Consider the following 15,974-nt stretch of genomic DNA (forward strand, 5'->3'; position numbering starts at 1 on the left):
AGACGTAGGAGACAGCGTCTTTTGCAAACTTTGCGCGCGTCAAAATGTGGTTTATCAACCACGCAATTACCTGCTTACATTCTAGATGTTATTGATGCTTTAACCAAAGCTGGCTATGAAGCTTATATCGTTGGTGGTGGTGTTCGTGACCTGATGTTGGGCCTGAATCCGAAGGATTTTGATGCCGTGACCAATGCCACGCCATCTCAGGTCAAAGAGGTGTTCGGACGCCGCTGTCGCATTATCGGACGCCGCTTTGAGCTGGCTCATGTCTATTCTGGACGTGAACTGGTGGAAGTTGCTACCTTCCGTGCACCGCCGAAAAGAGCGGTGACCTCTGCTGCGGGCATGATTTTAAGAGACAATAACTGGGGCACGATTGAGCAGGATTTTGCCCGTCGTGACTTCAGTATCAATGCTTTGTATTACCAGCCACGTAAAGGAATCGTGCTGGATTTCTGTCATGCAGTTGATGACATTAAATCCAAAACCTTGCGTCTGCTTGGGGATCCGACCGTCCGTTTTGAAGAAGATCCGGTGCGGATGCTGCGGACCTTACGTTTTGCGGCCAAGCTGAATTTCAATATTGATCCGGCCATTCTGGAGATTTTTACTCCGGAAATGACTCAGTTGCTGCGCGATGTTTCTCCGCACCGTCTGTATGATGAATCGCAAAAACTGTTCACCATGGGGCATTTAAATCGCGTCTTGCCGATGCTAATCGACTTCGGTATCTGGCGTCAGCTTTTTGCCGACATCAAGCCGGACATCACTCCCTTTATTGAACTGGCTGCAAAAAATACCGATCAGCGCATTGCGATTGGCAAAACCATCAACCCGGCCTTTTTCTATGCGGTGCTGCTGTGGAAGCCATTTTTAGAGCGCTGTGATTTTTATCTATCCAAAGGGGTAATTCCGGCAGAAGCACGTGCACAGGCTGGGCTGGATGTGTTGAAACGTCAGGCCACCCGCACGGTGATTCCGCGTTTTGCCGAAACCTTTATTCGTGAAGTCTGGGAAATGCAAACCCGTTTGCTGAATCCAAAACCTCAGCAAATTGCTGCCCTGTCCAACCATGCACGTTTCCGTGCCGGTTTCGACTTTTTGCTGCTGCGTGAAAGATCTGGCGATGCCCAGACTCAAGAGATGGGTACGTGGTGGGATCAGTACCAGACCATGAGCACCGATGAAAAAGAACGTGCCATTGGCCAGTACAACCGTCAGCGGGCCAAGAGCCGTCGCAAAGCTGCACAGGAAGAACATCTGGAGCAGCAGCTGAATGCCGCGCAGACCGCCGAAATTGAACCGCTGGTGAATGAGCCGGAGCCACGCAGCCGCCGTGCCCGTAAAGCCAAACAGCAGGAAGATGCCCGTGCCCAAGTTGCATCAACATCATCAAGCAATGGCTCGGGGATTGGTGCAGACCATCCAATTCTGAAGCGCAAGCGGGTACAACGGGATTTAAGTCAGGTTATTTTCGGGCCAACACAATGAGTAGGGTGGCTTATATTGGCCTGGGTAGTAACCTGGGCGATTCACGCCAGATTCTGACCGAAGCTGTACACAAGCTGGCAACGTTGGGTCAGGTCAAAACCTCTAAACTGTATCAAAGTCCGCCAATGGGGCCACAAGACCAGCCGAATTATTTAAATGCGGTGGTACAGCTGCGTACAGATTTACCGGCGCTGGAATTGCTGGATCAGCTGCAGCGTTTTGAGCAGGAAGCCGGACGGGTGCGTTTACGCCATTGGGGTGAACGCACGCTCGATCTGGATTTACTCCTCTATGGACAGGAGCAGATTCAGCATGAACGTCTGACTGTGCCGCATGTCGGCGTTTTAGAACGCGATTTCGTGGTCATTCCATTACTGGATTTAGACCCCGAACTGCGTGTGCATACGCAATTATTAAAAGACTTGCCGTTCATTCAACAGCCCGCACTGGATGTGCTGGACCATGAACACTGGGCAAATATTTAAAGTGATTTTTAGCATGTTCTATGCTTTTCCTAGAGGAACATCTCCATGATTAGTCTCAGTGACTTAAGACAATTTAAAGCCGATGGTCGCAAATTCTCCTGCCTGACTTGTTATGATGCGAGTATGGCCAAGGCAATGGAAATTGCTGAAATTGATAGTATTTTAATTGGCGACTCGCTGGGGATGTCGATTCAGGGCCGTGACTCTACCTTGCCGGTGACCGTTGAAGATATGGCCTATCATACGGCAGCAGTGCGTCGTGGCAATCAGCATGCCTTTATCATGACCGATCTGCCATTTATGAGTTATGCCACCTTGAATGATGCACTGCAAAGCTCGAAAGCGGTAATGCAGGCCGGTGCGCAAATGGTCAAAATGGAAGGTGGTGCCTGGCTGGCTGAAACCGTAGAAGTGCTGACCCGTAACGGAATTCCAGTGTGTGTGCATTTGGGCCTGACGCCGCAATCGGTACATGTCTTTGGCGGTTATAAACTCCAGGCGCGTACCCGTGAAGCGGCGGACAAGTTGATTGCCGACTGTCAGGCGGTGGTTGATGCCGGTGCTGCGCTGTTATTGCTGGAATGTGTACCGGCGCAGCTTGGTCATGAAATTAGCGCCCTGTTCCCGCATATTCCGGTAATTGGAATTGGTGCCGGTGCAGACACCGATGGTCAGGTGCTGGTGGTGCAAGATATGCTGGGTCTGACGTTTGGCCGCGTTGCCAAATTTGTACGGAACTTTATGAAAGAGCAGTCTGGTGAAACAGCCATTTTAGATGCCTTCAAAGCCTATCATGCTGCGGTACAAGACGGTTCTTTCCCGGCACGTGAACAAACTTTCCAAGTTGAGTTGTAAAACATGAAAACAGAAACCACGATTCAGGGATTGGCAGCCTCATTAAATCCTGCACGTGCAGCGCGTAAAATTATTGGTTTTGTCCCGACCATGGGCAATTTGCATGAAGGCCATCTGAGCCTGGTGCGTGAAGCGCGTCAATTATGTGATGTGGTGGTGGTCAGCATCTTCGTGAACCCGATTCAGTTTGGTCCAAATGAAGACTTTGACAACTATCCACGGACCTTGGAACAAGACAGTCAATTGCTGGCAGAAGCCGGTTGTGACATCGTATTTGCACCTTCTGTCGAGCAAATGTATGGCAAAAACCCGCGCTTAACCAACATCAGTGTGTCTGAAATTACCGAAGACCTGTGTGGTTTGCAGCGTCCGGGACATTTTGATGGCGTCGCGGTGGTGGTGACCAAGCTGTTTAATATTGTGCAGCCGAACTATGCCTTCTTTGGCCAAAAAGATTATCAACAGCTGGCGGTGATCCGTCAGTTTGTACGTGACCTGAATATTCCGCTGGAAGTGATTGGCGTGCCAATTGTCCGGGCAGAGGATGGTCTGGCCCTTAGTTCCCGTAACGGTTATTTAAGTGAACAGGAACGTAAAACGGCACCAGTAATTTATCAAAGCCTGAAAAATGCTGAACAGGCACTGCAACAGGGTGAAAAGCTGTCAGAAGTGTTAGCGAATATTAAGGCAGCATTGACGCAGGCCGGCTTTGTTGTGGACTATGTAGAGGCACGTACACCTGAACTGCAAAAAATTGATGAATTTAATCAAGAGATTGTTTTGTTCGTGGCGGCAAAATTGGGAAGCACCCGCTTAATTGATAATATGCAGATCAAACCGACTGCATAGCTCAGCAATGGAAAGGACAGCCTTGTCATGAAGCGTATTTTGATTGTGACCGGACAATCAGGTTCAGGAAAATCCTCGGCTTTGCAGGTTCTCGAAGACCTCGGATATTACTGTATTGATAACCTTCCTCTGGCATTGCTGCCCGAAATTGTGGCCAAGCTTGATCTGGAAAATAATCTGGAACAGCTGGCGCTAGGGGTCGATGTACGCAGTACCCGCGCCAATTTGCAGGAATTTGACCAGGTGTTTGAACAGTTGCAAGGTCATGGCTCGGTCGATATTATTTATCTGACTGCCCAAGATCAGGAGCTGATCACCCGCTTTAGTGCTTCGCGCCGTCCGCATCCTCTGGCCAGCCGGTTTAAAAGTCTGCATCAATGCATTCAGGAAGAAAAAGTCCTGCTTATGCCGATTCAGCTGCGCTCCACGGTGCACATTGATACCACCGACAAGAGTGTGCATGACTTAAAGCATACCTTGCTGTCGAAGCTGGGTCAGACCGATAAACTGATTGTGATTTTGCAATCTTTTGGCTACAAGCATGGTATTCCGCTGGATGCCGACTATGTCTTTGATATCCGGCATTTGCCGAACCCACATTGGGATCTGTCTTTGCGCAAATATTCCGGGCTGGATGAGCCGGTGCAACAGTTTCTGGAACAGCATGAACAGACCAATGAAATGTTCCAGGATATTTATCAGTTTTTAAATAAATGGCTGCCTGCATTTGCAGAAGGGCATCGTCATTATATGACCATCTCTATTGGCTGTACCGGTGGGCAGCACCGATCTGTTTATATGGTGGATAGACTAAAAAAGGCACTTGAGGCACAATGGTCTATTCAAGTCTTACACCGGGAAATGAAGCACTGGTCATGATTGACACAACTGTTGACGTAATTAATAAACTAGGTTTACATGCGCGTGCATCAGGCAAACTGATTGAAGTCACCACGAAATTCCGTTCGTCCATTCAAATTGGCAAAGGTGACAAGTTGGTCGATGCAAAAAATATCATGTCCCTGCTCATGCTCGGCGCAGGTAAGGGCACAACTTTACGTTTAGTGATTGAAGGTGCAGATGAAGAACAAGCTTTATCTGAAATTCAGGCACTTTTTGCAGCAAAATTTTACGAGGCAGATTAATCGTGGCACGTCGACCGCACCGTTTTACCGAAGATGATTTCGAATCTTTAGAAGGACGTGCAAGTAAAACTGAACAGAAAAAAGCCGTACAGCGTATGGCGGCTTTGGGCGAGCAGTTGGCTCAACTGAACCCGAAGCAAATTCAAAAGCTTCCTGTAGATGAGCGTTTAATTGATGCACTCATTGAAGTGCAGAATATCAGTTCGCATGAGGCGCGTCGCCGTCAGTTCCAGCGGATTGGGAAACTGCTGCGCAATGAAGATGAATCGGTAATTCTGTCTTATTTAACCCCGCAGCAAGGTGCCAAGAAAACCGCGCAGTTACAACGCTGGGTCGAGCGGATTATTAAAGATGGCGATCCGGTAATTAATGATTTCTGTAAAACCTATAATGCGGCAGAGCGACATACCCTGCGCCAGCATGTGTTGCGCATTCACCGTGACCTGAAAGAGGAAATGCCGGAAGCAGAACTGGAAGCATCCAAGTTAAAACTGTTTAACTATGTGCAGCAAGTGGCGCTGTTATCTGACAATTAAGCTAATCAGACTTCATCTGGTCTGGAGCTATAAAAAACGACTCGATGGAGTCGTTTTTTATTGCGGTTCATTTTTCGGTGACTGCTTTAAAAACGGGCACTATGACCCGTATCAACATCTCGGCTGGCTTTAACCGAACTCGCCAACAGCGCGTTCTTTGGCCCATTCACGTAATACAAACTTCTGTAATTTGCCGGTCGAGGTTTTAGGAATCTCGGTAATCACCACTTCTTTTGGCACTTTAAAGCGCGCCAGATGCTGCTGGCAGAAGGCAATGATTTCATCTTCGGTCACGGTTTTGCCTTCTTTAATTTCAATAAAGGCGCACGGCACTTCCTGCCAGCGCGGATCCGGTTTGGCCACCACTGCCGCGGTGAGGACCGCAGGGTGCTGATACAACACTTCTTCAACTTCCAGCGAGGAAATATTTTCACCGCCGGAAATAATCACATCCTTGGAGCGGTCGGTAATTTTGGCATAGCCATCCGGCTGGCAAACGGCCAGGTCGCCGGTATGGAACCAGCCACCGGCAAAGGCTTCGGCCGTCGCTTCCGGATTTTTTAAATAGCCTTTCATCACGATATTGCCACGGAACATAATTTCGCCCATGGTTTCGCCATCGTTCGGTACCGGCTGCATGGTCTCCGGGTCGAGGACTTTCATGCCATCTTGCAGCGGATATGGCACGCCTTGGCGTGAATGCAATTGTGCCTGTTCCTGAATGGTCAGTTCGGACCAGCCAGCTTGTGATGCACATAGCGCCGATGGGCCATAGGTTTCCGTTAAACCATAAACATGGGTCACGTTAATGCCCAGATTACGCATCCCTTCAATAATTGCCGCAGGTGGTGCAGCACCGGCCACCATGACTTCTACGCGATGCTCAATTTTAATCTGTTGCTGTTCCGGAGCATTAATCAGCATCGACAGTACAATCGGTGCGCCGCAGAAGTAATCAACTTTGTGTTCTGCAATCAGTTTAAAAATCAGCTCAGGATCAACTTTACGCAGGCAGATATTGGTACCGCCATTGGCTGCCATGGTCCAGGCAAAACACCAGCCATTGCAGTGGAACAGCGGCAAGGTCCATAAATAGGTGGCACGTGGGGTCATGCCGCAGGCAATAATATTACTGGCCGCATTGATATAAGCCCCGCGATGATGATAGACCACGCCTTTCGGGTTGCCGGTGGTGCCAGAGGTATAGTTCAGGCTAATCGCATCCCATTCATCTTGTGGGAGTGACCATTCAAAATTGGCATCGCCTTCAGCCAGCCAGTCTTCATATTCAATCTGGCCAATTGGGGCAGTAAAGCACTGCTCATACAGCTCATCTTCAACATCAATGACAAAAATTTCTTGTGGTACCAGCGCCAACGCTTCTTTGGCCACGGCGGAAAATTCCGGATCAACCAGTAACACTTTGGATTCGGCATGTTCCAGCATAAAGGCCAGACTTTTGGCATCGAGCCGGGTGTTGAGGGTATTGAGGACGGCGCCTGTCATCGGTACGGCAAAATGTGCTTCCAGCATGGCTGGTACGTTCGGGAGTAAGGTGGACACGGTATCATTCTTGCCGACCCCCAGCTGTTGTAGCTGATGGGCAAACTGGCGGCAGCGCTGATATTTTTCTCGCCAGGTAATGCGGCGTTTACCGTGAATAATGGCATCCTGATGCGGGTAGATATAAGCAGCGCGTTCAAGGTATCTCAGTGGAGACAAGGCCACGAAATTGGCAGGGGTACGCGGTAATTGATCATATGCGCTAACCATTATTATTACTCCCTAATCATATTTATTGTTTATCTGGTTTAAAGATATTCATTTCAGTGCAGGCTTGCAGTTATTCTTTAGTCGAGTGAGCGGTATTGCAGCTAAATAGGCACGCTATCACCTGAAATATAAACCTTTTTTGATCCGGTAAAATTGTATGGAGATATTTCTTTTTTATCTGGGTGTAGCTGATGATGGCAGTTGCAGATAGATTGGCCAGATCAGCATATAAAAAGCCACATCATCCGTTTGACCGGTAAATCCGGAAATAAAATTGGCCCATGCAGCACATTTTTTTAAATCGGAAAAAATTAAGCATAAACACGAGGCTTAATTTGAATTTTCTCGGAGAAAAGGTTTAATCACCGCGCCAAGACGTGTAAAATTCTAGTCGATTTTTTATTTACCACCGTTTTTTATCTTTTGAGGTTCTCCTCGATCATAATCTCGCGGTGACATGCTCCATGGTACGGGGCATCACTCCTTAAGGATTTTCTATGCCAATTATCACTTTGCCGAATGGTGATCAAAAACAATTTGATCAAGCCGTATCTGTGATGGAAGTTGCACAAAGCATCGGCCCAGGTCTTGCCAAAAATACTGTGGCAGGTCGTGTGAACGATCGTTTAGTCGATGCCTGCGATTTAATTACTGAAGATGCCACCTTACAAATCATCACACCGAAAGACGAAGAAGGGGTCGAAATTATTCGTCACTCTTGTGCGCACCTGGTGGGCCATGCGGTAAAACAATTGTTCCCTGAAGCAAAAATGGTGATTGGTCCAGTCATTGAAGAAGGTTTCTACTATGACATCTGGATGCCACGTCCATTTACTTTAGATGACATGGCGGCCATCGAAGAGCGTATGAAAAAGCTCATCGACCAGGACTACGATGTTGTGAAAAAAATGACCCCGCGTGATGAAGTCATTGCTGAATTCACTGCGCGTGGCGAAGAATACAAACTGCGCCTGATTGCAGACATGCCTGAAGAAACTCAAATGGGCTTGTACTACCATCAGGACTATCTGGATATGTGCCGTGGTCCGCACGTACCAAATACCAAATTCTTAAAATCATTCAAGCTGACCAAAATCTCGGGTGCTTACTGGCGCGGTGATGCCAAAAACGAGCAGCTGCAACGGATTTATGGTACCGCCTGGGCTGACAAGAAACAGCTGGCTGCCTACATCAAACGTATTGAAGAAGCAGAAAAGCGTGACCACCGTAAAATTGGTAAAGCCTTAGACCTTTTCCATATGCAGGAAGAAGCACCGGGTATGGTGTTCTGGCATCCAAATGGCTGGACCATTTACCAGGTGCTGGAACAGTACATGCGTAAAGTGCAGCAGGACAACGGTTATCAGGAAATCCGTACCCCGCAGGTGGTCGATTTCACCCTGTGGGAAAAATCGGGTCATGCGGCGAACTATGCGGAAAACATGTTTACCACGCATTCTGAAAACCGTAACTACGCAGTGAAGCCAATGAACTGCCCATGTCACGTGCAGGTGTTTAACCAGGGCCTAAAGTCGTATCGTGATTTACCAATCCGTCTGGCAGAATTTGGTTCATGTCACCGTAACGAGCCATCGGGTTCATTGCACGGTATTATGCGGGTACGTGGTTTCACGCAAGATGACGCGCATATTTTCTGTACCAAAGAGCAGATTGGCCAAGAGGTTGCTGACTTTATTCAGTTAACCTTAGATGTCTACAAAGACTTTGGCTTTGAAGATGTGCAAATGAAGTTATCGACTCGTCCTGAAAAACGTGTGGGTGATGATGCACTGTGGGATCTGGCAGAAAAATCACTGGCCGATGCTTTGGATGCAGCGGGTCTGGCCTGGGAACTACAGCCGGGTGAAGGCGCATTCTATGGTCCGAAAATTGAATTCTCATTGAAAGACTGCTTAGGCCGTGTATGGCAGTGCGGTACCATTCAGTGTGACTTTAACTTGCCAGAACGTTTAGATGCTTCTTATGTGACGGAAGATAACGACCGTGATCAGCCGGTAATGTTACACCGTGCGATTCTTGGAAGTTTTGAGCGTTTTATTGGTATACTTATTGAGCATTATGCAGGCTTTATGCCACCTTGGTTATCGCCAACACAAGCCTGTGTAATGAATATTACCGACGCGCAAGCTGAAGCCTGTGGGTCAGTCGTCGAGAAACTGAAAGAAAACGGTATTCGTGCGATTTCTGACTTGAGAAATGAGAAAATCGGCTTTAAGATTCGTGAACGTACTTTAGAGCGTATTCCTTACTTGCTGGTTCTTGGCGACCGTGAAGTAGAGGAAGGTACAGTGAACGTGCGTACCCGCTCAGGAAAAAATTTGGGTACTATGTCAATTGATGCTTTCGTTGACCTAGTAAAAGCAGCCGTTGCCGAACGCGGCCGGTACATTGTGGAGTAAGAAAGATTAAACAGCCTGACCGTAACCAACAACAAGGTGCTAAGAGTAACCGCCCTGCAATTAATGACGAGATCCGTGCAAAAGAAGTACGCCTCGTTGCAGCGGATGGTGAACAAAAAGGAATTGTTTCTTTAGCGGAAGCATTGCGTGCTGCAGAGGATGCAGATCTTGACCTCGTTGAGATTGTGGCAAATGCAGAGCCGCCTGTTTGTAAAATCATGGATTACAACAAGCACTTGTTTGACCTGAAGCAAAAGCAAAAAGATGCCAAGAAAAAGCAGCATCAAGTGCAGGTAAAAGAAATTAAATTGCGCCCAGCAACCGATGTAGGTGACTACAACGTAAAACTGCGTGCCATTTTAAAGTTCTTGGAAGAAGGCAACAAAGTCAAAATCACACTGCGTTTCCGTGGTCGTGAAATGGCGCACCAACAATTGGGTCTGGCACAATTACAGAAAATTGAAGCGGATGTAGCTGAAATTGGTGTAGTTGAACAGGCGCCAAAAATGGAAGGTCGTCAAATGGGTATGCTGCTTGGACCGAAAAAGAAAAAGTAAGCATCTCCGAATCAAAAAAGCACTGCCCAGCAGTGCTTTTTTTGTGACTACAGTTTATGAGGTCACTAATATTTTGACGTAATGATCGTTCGGTATGTTGAGCAGCTCAGCATACTTTGCATGATAAAAGCTCGGTGACTTTCGAACAGCTGCGGGTCATCTCTGGTGTTTAATTTTTATGTGACAACAGTTGCCCTGCTCAGGCTTATCTCGTATCTTTAACGGCAGAGCAATAACACATGACAACGACAAGAGCGCAAGGATATACACATGATTGATCTTTATTATTGGGGCACGCCCAATGGTCATAAAATTACGATTGCCTTAGAAGAAATGGCGCTGCCATACCAGATTTTCCCGATTAACATCCTTGAAAACGACCAGTTCCAGCCAGATTTTCTGCGCATTTCTCCCAACAATAAAATTCCAGCTATCGTCGATCAGGATGGACCGAATGGCCAGCCGATTTCGATTTTTGAATCGGGGGCGATCTTGCAATATCTGGGCCGTAAAACCGGCATGTTCTATCCGGTAGATGAGCTCGAGCGGGTAGAGGTGGAGCAGTGGCTGATGTGGCAAATGGGTGGCTTAGGCCCGATGCTCGGTCAGAACCATCACTTTAGCCGCTTTGCACCCGAGCGTATTGCCTATGCCACCGAGCGTTATGTCAATGAAAGCAAACGTCTGTATGGCGTGTTAAACAAGCAGCTGATCGGGCAGAAATATGTAGCCGGTGAATATTCAATTGCCGATATGGCGATTTTACCGTGGTTGTTACGCCATGAATGGCAGCAGATTCCGCTAGAAGATTATCCGCATGTGCAGGATTATATTGAGCGTTTAACCGCCCGTCCGGCAGTACAACGCGCCCTGGCGATTCAGGTTTAAATAATCATCATAAAATCACCTAAAGCATCTTCGGGTGCTTTTTTTGTGATTTCAGTTAAGATGGGCAGAACCTGTTAACTGCATCTGTTATGGCTTATCTGCTGTTATTTCTGTCGGCCTTTGGGGCGGCTACCTTATTGCCGTTGCAATCTGAAGCGGTATTACTGGGCCTGCTCATTCAAGAGCAACATTCGGTGATGGCTTTAATAGCCATCGCCAGTCTGGGCAATATTCTGGGCAGCTGTGTGAACTGGTGGTTAGGACTCAAGATCGAGCAGTATAAAGACAAGCGCTGGTTTCCGGTGTCTGAACCCAAGCTGCAGCAGGCACAGCAGATTTATCGGAAATATGGCTTCTGGTCCTTACTGCTGAGCTGGGTGCCGGTGATTGGTGATCCAATCACCCTAATTGCCGGTTTAATGAAAGAAAACTTCGCCCGATTTCTGCTGATGGTGAGTGTAGCCAAAATCGGGCGTTATCTGTTTATTTATCTGGCTTATGCCATGTTCTAGTTTAGCCCTCACATTCTGCTGGCTGAAAACGGACTTCATCTTTCAGGCTGGATTTTTTATAGATCCAGAATTTGCGTGGTACATCGACCTGTGCACCTTGCAGCGCCTGAATCAGTTTCTGGTCCAGCGCATAACGGCCGGAACCTTGCTGAATTTTAACCTTGTGGATGTTGCCGTATTTATCGGCTTTCATTTTGAACTGAATCCGGCGGGCATGACCATTTAACTCATCTTCGGTGACGTTCAGTTGAGGCTGGCTGCGATATTGAAACGCGCTTTTTGCGCCGGCTTGCTGCGCTTGCCAGACAGTCGAGTCAAAGCTGTAGTGGCAGTCCTGAGCAGTATCTTTTAAATCCAGATGAAAGACCTGATAACCAATCACTGGAACCGGGGTATCATCGACCAGATGTGGTTTGATTCTGGCCTGTTTTACCGCCTGACTAATCAGCTGATCTAAAGATTTTAGTCCGGTGCTTTCCTGTACCGTGACCTTGTTGATTTGCCCCGATTCATCGGCATGAATCCGTAAAATGGCCGCGCGGTTTTGCTGCTTTAAATCGGCATTGCTATAACGCAGCTGCGGAAACTCGGTCCATTGAATACGCGTGGTCAGATGGGCGGCCAACGCCGAGGTTTTTTGTACTTGCAGTTGTTCGGCAGGGGCAGCAATGGCAAGCGTGGCACTAAAGGGCAGTGCCAGACACAGACTCAGACAAATGGTTTTTTTCATGAGGATTAGCTTGTTGTTGGGCAAAAGAAGGAACGCTGCGCAGTATTTCCTGAATCGGGCTTCAGTACAAGTCTTCCTCTATAAAAATAAGATGTTCCCTCTTCATGTTTTGGCTGTTCAATAACAAGGAGAGATCCTGCTAATCTCAAAGACCTCATCTGCCGATAGAAGACGAGCGACTTTTGCAATATCTGCTTTTGTTTTAGACAAAGATGCTTTAGAATACGTGCTCCCTTACCTGCAGGTCGTTTGTAATGGTGCAAATGAGCCGAACAGGTACTTAAAAGAGGTTGTTATGGCTAAGTTAAAAACTCGCCGTGGTGCAGCTAAACGTTTCAAAGCGACTGCTAACGGTTTCAAGCGTAAACAAGCGTTCAAACGCCACATTTTGACCAAAAAATCTGCTAAACGTATCCGTCAATTGCGCGGCTGTGTAATGGTTCACGTGAGTGACGTTGCTTCAGTTCGTCGTATGTGCCCATACATCTAAGGAGATTTATAAATGGCTCGTGTAAAACGTGGTGTACAGGCTCATCGCCGTCATAAAAAAATTCTTGCTCGTGCTAAAGGTTACTATGGTGCTCGTTCACGCGTATATCGCGTAGCGTTCCAAGCGGTAATCAAAGCAGGTCAATACGCTTACCGTGACCGTCGTCAGAAGAAACGTCAATTCCGTGCTCTATGGATTGCGCGTATCAATGCTGGTGCTCGTCAAAACGGCTTGTCTTACAGCCGTATGATTGCTGGTTTGAAGAAAGCTCAAGTGATCATCGACCGTCGCGTACTTGCTGACATCGCTATGCATGACGCAGTTGCATTTGCTGCTTTAGCTGAAAAAGCGAAAGGTGCATTGGCTGCCTAAGTCCTCGTGACTTAAAAGAAGACCGCTTTATGCGGTCTTTTTTATTGCGCAGAATCAGGGTCTGAATGATAGAGTAGGGAAATTGTATGCAGCGAATTAATGTGGTTGGTACTTCGGCTTCAGGCAAATCGACTTTTGCCCGGGCGCTGGCAGAAAAGCTGGGACTGGCCTATATCGAGCTGGATAATCTGTTCTGGTTAGATGACTGGCAGCAAAGTGCTGATACAGATTTTTTTGCCAAAATTCAGGCAGCCATTGAGCAGGCACCCAATGGCTATGTGATTGATGGCAACTATACTCGCACCATTCCCATTAAATGGGCGCAGGCCGATACCATCATCTGGCTGGATTTACCGTTTCATAGCAATTTACTGCGTTCTGTACAACGCGCCGTGCAGCGCGCGGTTTCACAGCAAACCCTCTGGCCTAATTCCAATAATCAGGAAACGATCAGACAGCTGTTTAGCCGCGATTCGATTGTCTGGTGGATGATTAAAACCCATCAGAAAAATCGCCGGCATTATCTGCAGCTGATACAATCTCCCGAATATGCCCATCTGCACTGGATTCGGCTGACTTCAGCGACTGAAGTTGAACGGTTTCTGAATCGCGTTTAAAGTCCGAAATAATAGGCCAATAAACAAATTACCACAGTAATAAGAATCAGCTTGATGACTCCAGTCGCACCAACTTTATGATGAGACGGGGCTTTGGCTGAATGCGCTGCTTGCGCATGGGTAGCCTTGTTGTCAGATGCGAACGGTTCCAGCGGATTCGGCTGTGCGACAGGCATCAGCTGGGCGCTTTGGTAATGGTTGGCCACCTTGACAATAAATTTGGCGCTTAAATCATCCAGCTTCTGGGCAAAATGGCGCAGGTCAAGCTGCTCTTCCGGACTCAGCACTTCATTATCTGCATTATAGGGATGCTGGATTTTCTGTCGAATATCATCTTTTAGCGCTTCTAAACGGTACAGCATGCGATGTGCATAATCGGCCTGATAGTGAGTCGGTAATAAAGACAGCTGATGCGGATCAGGTGTATCTGCCGTAAGCGGAACACCATAATAGGGTAAATTCTGCTGTTCAGGTGGCTGAAAGTCGGCCGCCAGTGTATGGGAAAACAGCTCCTGCTCGGTAAACAGATGAATTTCATCCCAGTGAGCGGGTTCTAGATCGGCCTCTACCTTTTTGGCCAGCTTACTATTGAGTTCATAACGCCAGAACGTTTCCTGGCGCAGTTCAATACGCTGTGCCGATGGAAATTCATAATCATTGTCGGCGTTATACCATTCCGGCAATTCCTTGCCACAAATCCAGGCGAATTTTTTATGTGCTTCATGGCTGACAATAAAATGCGGGTAGGGCAGCAGCTCTACATTGGCGTTGGGATTTTTTTCATCGACCAGCAGGCTGGCATTGTGCAGACTCAGTCGGGTTGTACCCTGGCGTTTTAAGCCTTCCAGCCAGATTTCAAAATGCTGGGCCAGCAGATGCTGGGAATTTAAATCACGAAACCAGAACAGGTGCTGATTAAAAATGGGATGCGCACGCCAGCGACTGAAACTCAAATCTTGGCTCAGATATTCATTGCCATAGGTGACCAGGGTCAGTTGCTGTTTCCAAATTTGATCGAGCGCCATAGTGTTTGATCTCATTGATATTTTGATTATCTTATACTTTTTCCAAATTGCGATGCCAATCTAATTTTCCTGCAATGCAACTTCATTCTACTGTCCAAAAACTGTTAGAATGTGGGGTTTTTTAATTATATTCAAAATTTGTTGCTTTGAGAGTTACTATGTCACTGGAAGCCCTGACCACTGAAGCGCTCGCTGCCATTGCAGCAGCAGACGACCTTGCTACACTCGATCAAGTACGGGTGCAATTTACGGGGAAGAAAAGCCAGCTCGCGGAACAATCTAAGTCACTTGGTAAAATGGATCCTGAACAGCGTAAAGCGTTTGGTGCGCAAATCCATGCGGTGCGTGAAGCCATTAATACTGCATTAACCGAGCGTCAGGCAGCATTACAGCAAGCGGCATTAGAACAAAAACTTGCCAGCGAAACGGTGGATATTACTTTACCAGGCCGTGGTCAGACCATTGGCTCCATTCACCCGGTAACTCAGGTGCAAGAGCGTATTTGCCAGTTCTTTACCAAAGCTGGCTTTACTGTGGCTACTGGCCCAGAAGTTGAAGATGATTATCACAACTTTGAAGCGCTGAATATTCCAGGCCATCACCCGGCCCGTGCCATGCACGACACGTTCTATTTTGATGCGACTCATTTACTGCGTACCCATACCTCTGGTGTACAGATTCGGACCATGGAAACCCAGCAGCCGCCAATCCGTATTGTCTGCCCGGGCCGTGTTTATCGCTGTGACTCCGACCAGACGCATTCACCAATGTTCCACCAAATTGAAGGTTTGTACGTGGCGGAAAACACCAGCTTTGCTGAACTGAAAGGTTTACTGGTGAACTTGCTGAACGAATTCTTTGAAAAAGATTTGAAAGTCCGTTTCCGTCCGTCGTATTTCCCGTTCACAGAGCCAAGTGCTGAAGTGGATATTATGGATGAGCGCGGTAAATGGTTAGAAGTGCTGGGCTGCGGTATGGTGCATCCAAATGTATTACGCGCGGCAGGTATTGATCCGGACAAATATAAAGGCTTTGCCTTTGGTCTGGGCGTAGAGCGTTTTGCAATGCTACGTTATGGCATTAACGACTTACGTATGTTCTACCAAAACGATGTGCGTTTCTTACGCCAGTTTGCTTAAGAATTTTTTAATCCTCTCCTTATATGAATTAGGGCTTGAGACATAGATTAGTTTTTAAATTTTAAATAATCCCCCTAAATCCCCCTT

The 15,974-nt window shown here is 47.4% G+C and carries 18 protein-coding genes; 15 read left to right on the top strand and 3 right to left on the bottom strand.

The window, feature by feature from the left end; translation table 11 throughout:
- Positions 1-21: 21 nt before the first annotated feature.
- Genes pcnB through yjgA form a run of 7 tightly spaced genes read left to right on the top strand, consistent with a single transcriptional unit; the run spans position 22 to position 5,364 of the window.
- Positions 22-1,494, top strand: a complete 1,473-nt coding sequence (gene pcnB, locus FTU69_RS08545; RefSeq protein ID WP_005182410.1) for a polynucleotide adenylyltransferase PcnB — start codon at positions 22-24, stop codon at positions 1,492-1,494.
- Complete coding sequence (gene folK, locus FTU69_RS08550) at positions 1,491-1,979, top strand: 2-amino-4-hydroxy-6-hydroxymethyldihydropteridine diphosphokinase (protein ID WP_168383411.1); 489 nt, start codon at positions 1,491-1,493, stop codon at positions 1,977-1,979. Before pcnB ends, folK begins: the two co-directional genes overlap by 4 nt.
- 45 nt (positions 1,980-2,024) lie before the next feature.
- Positions 2,025-2,834, top strand: coding sequence for a 3-methyl-2-oxobutanoate hydroxymethyltransferase (panB, locus tag FTU69_RS08555; RefSeq protein ID WP_180103745.1), 810 nt, complete (start codon positions 2,025-2,027; stop codon positions 2,832-2,834).
- A 3-nt stretch (positions 2,835-2,837) separates the two neighbouring features.
- Positions 2,838-3,683, top strand: a complete 846-nt coding sequence (gene panC / locus FTU69_RS08560; protein WP_005182413.1) for a pantoate--beta-alanine ligase — start codon at positions 2,838-2,840, stop codon at positions 3,681-3,683.
- 27 nt (positions 3,684-3,710) lie between these two features.
- A complete protein-coding gene (gene rapZ / locus FTU69_RS08565; protein ID WP_005182418.1) occupies positions 3,711-4,562 on the top strand; it encodes an RNase adapter RapZ in 852 nt (283 codons plus the stop codon).
- Positions 4,559-4,828: an HPr family phosphocarrier protein gene (locus tag FTU69_RS08570; RefSeq protein ID WP_034598158.1), complete on the top strand. Its 270-nt coding sequence runs from the start codon at positions 4,559-4,561 to the stop codon at positions 4,826-4,828. The genes rapZ and FTU69_RS08570 overlap by 4 nt, the downstream gene beginning before the upstream one ends.
- 2 nt (positions 4,829-4,830) lie before the next feature.
- Positions 4,831-5,364 (top strand): ribosome biogenesis factor YjgA, encoded by a 534-nt coding sequence (yjgA, locus tag FTU69_RS08575; RefSeq protein ID WP_168381921.1) that lies wholly within the window; start codon positions 4,831-4,833, stop codon positions 5,362-5,364.
- A 129-nt stretch (positions 5,365-5,493) separates the two neighbouring features.
- Here yjgA and FTU69_RS08580 read toward each other — a convergent pair whose 3' ends face one another.
- A complete protein-coding gene (locus tag FTU69_RS08580; RefSeq protein WP_163146108.1) occupies positions 5,494-7,137 on the bottom strand; it encodes an acyl-CoA synthetase in 1,644 nt (547 codons plus the stop codon).
- A gap of 497 nt (positions 7,138-7,634) precedes the next feature.
- Here FTU69_RS08580 and thrS point away from each other — a divergent pair, with 497 nt between their 5' ends.
- The 4 genes from thrS to FTU69_RS08600 all read left to right on the top strand — a co-directional run bounded on the left by thrS (position 7,635) and on the right by FTU69_RS08600 (position 11,514).
- Complete coding sequence (gene thrS, locus FTU69_RS08585) at positions 7,635-9,557, top strand: threonine--tRNA ligase (RefSeq protein WP_016659522.1); 1,923 nt, start codon at positions 7,635-7,637, stop codon at positions 9,555-9,557.
- Between the two features lie 5 nt (positions 9,558-9,562).
- On the top strand, positions 9,563-10,114 hold the full coding sequence (gene infC / locus FTU69_RS08590) for a translation initiation factor IF-3 (protein ID WP_075167371.1): 552 nt from the start codon (positions 9,563-9,565) through the stop codon (positions 10,112-10,114).
- 270 nt (positions 10,115-10,384) lie between these two features.
- Positions 10,385-11,002, top strand: coding sequence for a glutathione S-transferase N-terminal domain-containing protein (locus FTU69_RS08595; RefSeq protein WP_045795980.1), 618 nt, complete (start codon positions 10,385-10,387; stop codon positions 11,000-11,002).
- An 89-nt stretch (positions 11,003-11,091) separates the two neighbouring features.
- Complete coding sequence (locus tag FTU69_RS08600; RefSeq protein ID WP_005182435.1) at positions 11,092-11,514, top strand: YqaA family protein; 423 nt, start codon at positions 11,092-11,094, stop codon at positions 11,512-11,514.
- Position 11,515: 1 nt separating this feature from the next.
- Here FTU69_RS08600 and FTU69_RS08605 read toward each other — a convergent pair whose 3' ends face one another.
- Positions 11,516-12,244 (bottom strand): energy transducer TonB, encoded by a 729-nt coding sequence (locus tag FTU69_RS08605; RefSeq protein ID WP_180103746.1) that lies wholly within the window; start codon positions 12,242-12,244, stop codon positions 11,516-11,518.
- A gap of 295 nt (positions 12,245-12,539) precedes the next feature.
- On the opposite strand from FTU69_RS08605, the gene rpmI reads away from it, so the two are divergent.
- The 3 genes from rpmI (at position 12,540) to FTU69_RS08620 (ending at position 13,723) form a co-directional block, all read left to right on the top strand.
- Entirely contained in the window at positions 12,540-12,734 is a 195-nt protein-coding gene (gene rpmI / locus FTU69_RS08610; RefSeq protein WP_001096359.1) for a 50S ribosomal protein L35, read from the top strand.
- 12 nt (positions 12,735-12,746) lie between these two features.
- Positions 12,747-13,106, top strand: coding sequence for a 50S ribosomal protein L20 (gene rplT / locus FTU69_RS08615; RefSeq protein ID WP_005182440.1), 360 nt, complete (start codon positions 12,747-12,749; stop codon positions 13,104-13,106).
- Between the two features lie 86 nt (positions 13,107-13,192).
- Positions 13,193-13,723 (top strand): AAA family ATPase, encoded by a 531-nt coding sequence (locus FTU69_RS08620; protein WP_127799088.1) that lies wholly within the window; start codon positions 13,193-13,195, stop codon positions 13,721-13,723.
- On the opposite strand, the gene FTU69_RS08625 is transcribed toward FTU69_RS08620, so the two are convergent.
- Positions 13,720-14,748, bottom strand: coding sequence for a hypothetical protein (locus FTU69_RS08625; RefSeq protein WP_180103747.1), 1,029 nt, complete (start codon positions 14,746-14,748; stop codon positions 13,720-13,722). The two genes, FTU69_RS08620 and FTU69_RS08625, sit on opposite strands and share 4 nt — an antisense overlap.
- Before the next feature lie 158 nt (positions 14,749-14,906).
- Here FTU69_RS08625 and pheS point away from each other — a divergent pair, with 158 nt between their 5' ends.
- Entirely contained in the window at positions 14,907-15,887 is a 981-nt protein-coding gene (gene pheS / locus FTU69_RS08630) for a phenylalanine--tRNA ligase subunit alpha (protein WP_016659518.1), read from the top strand.
- The last annotated feature ends 87 nt before the right edge of the window (positions 15,888-15,974 follow it).

Source organism: Acinetobacter sp. YH12134 (assembly GCF_013418555.1).
GTDB classification, from domain to species: Bacteria; Pseudomonadota; Gammaproteobacteria; order Pseudomonadales; family Moraxellaceae; genus Acinetobacter; species Acinetobacter indicus.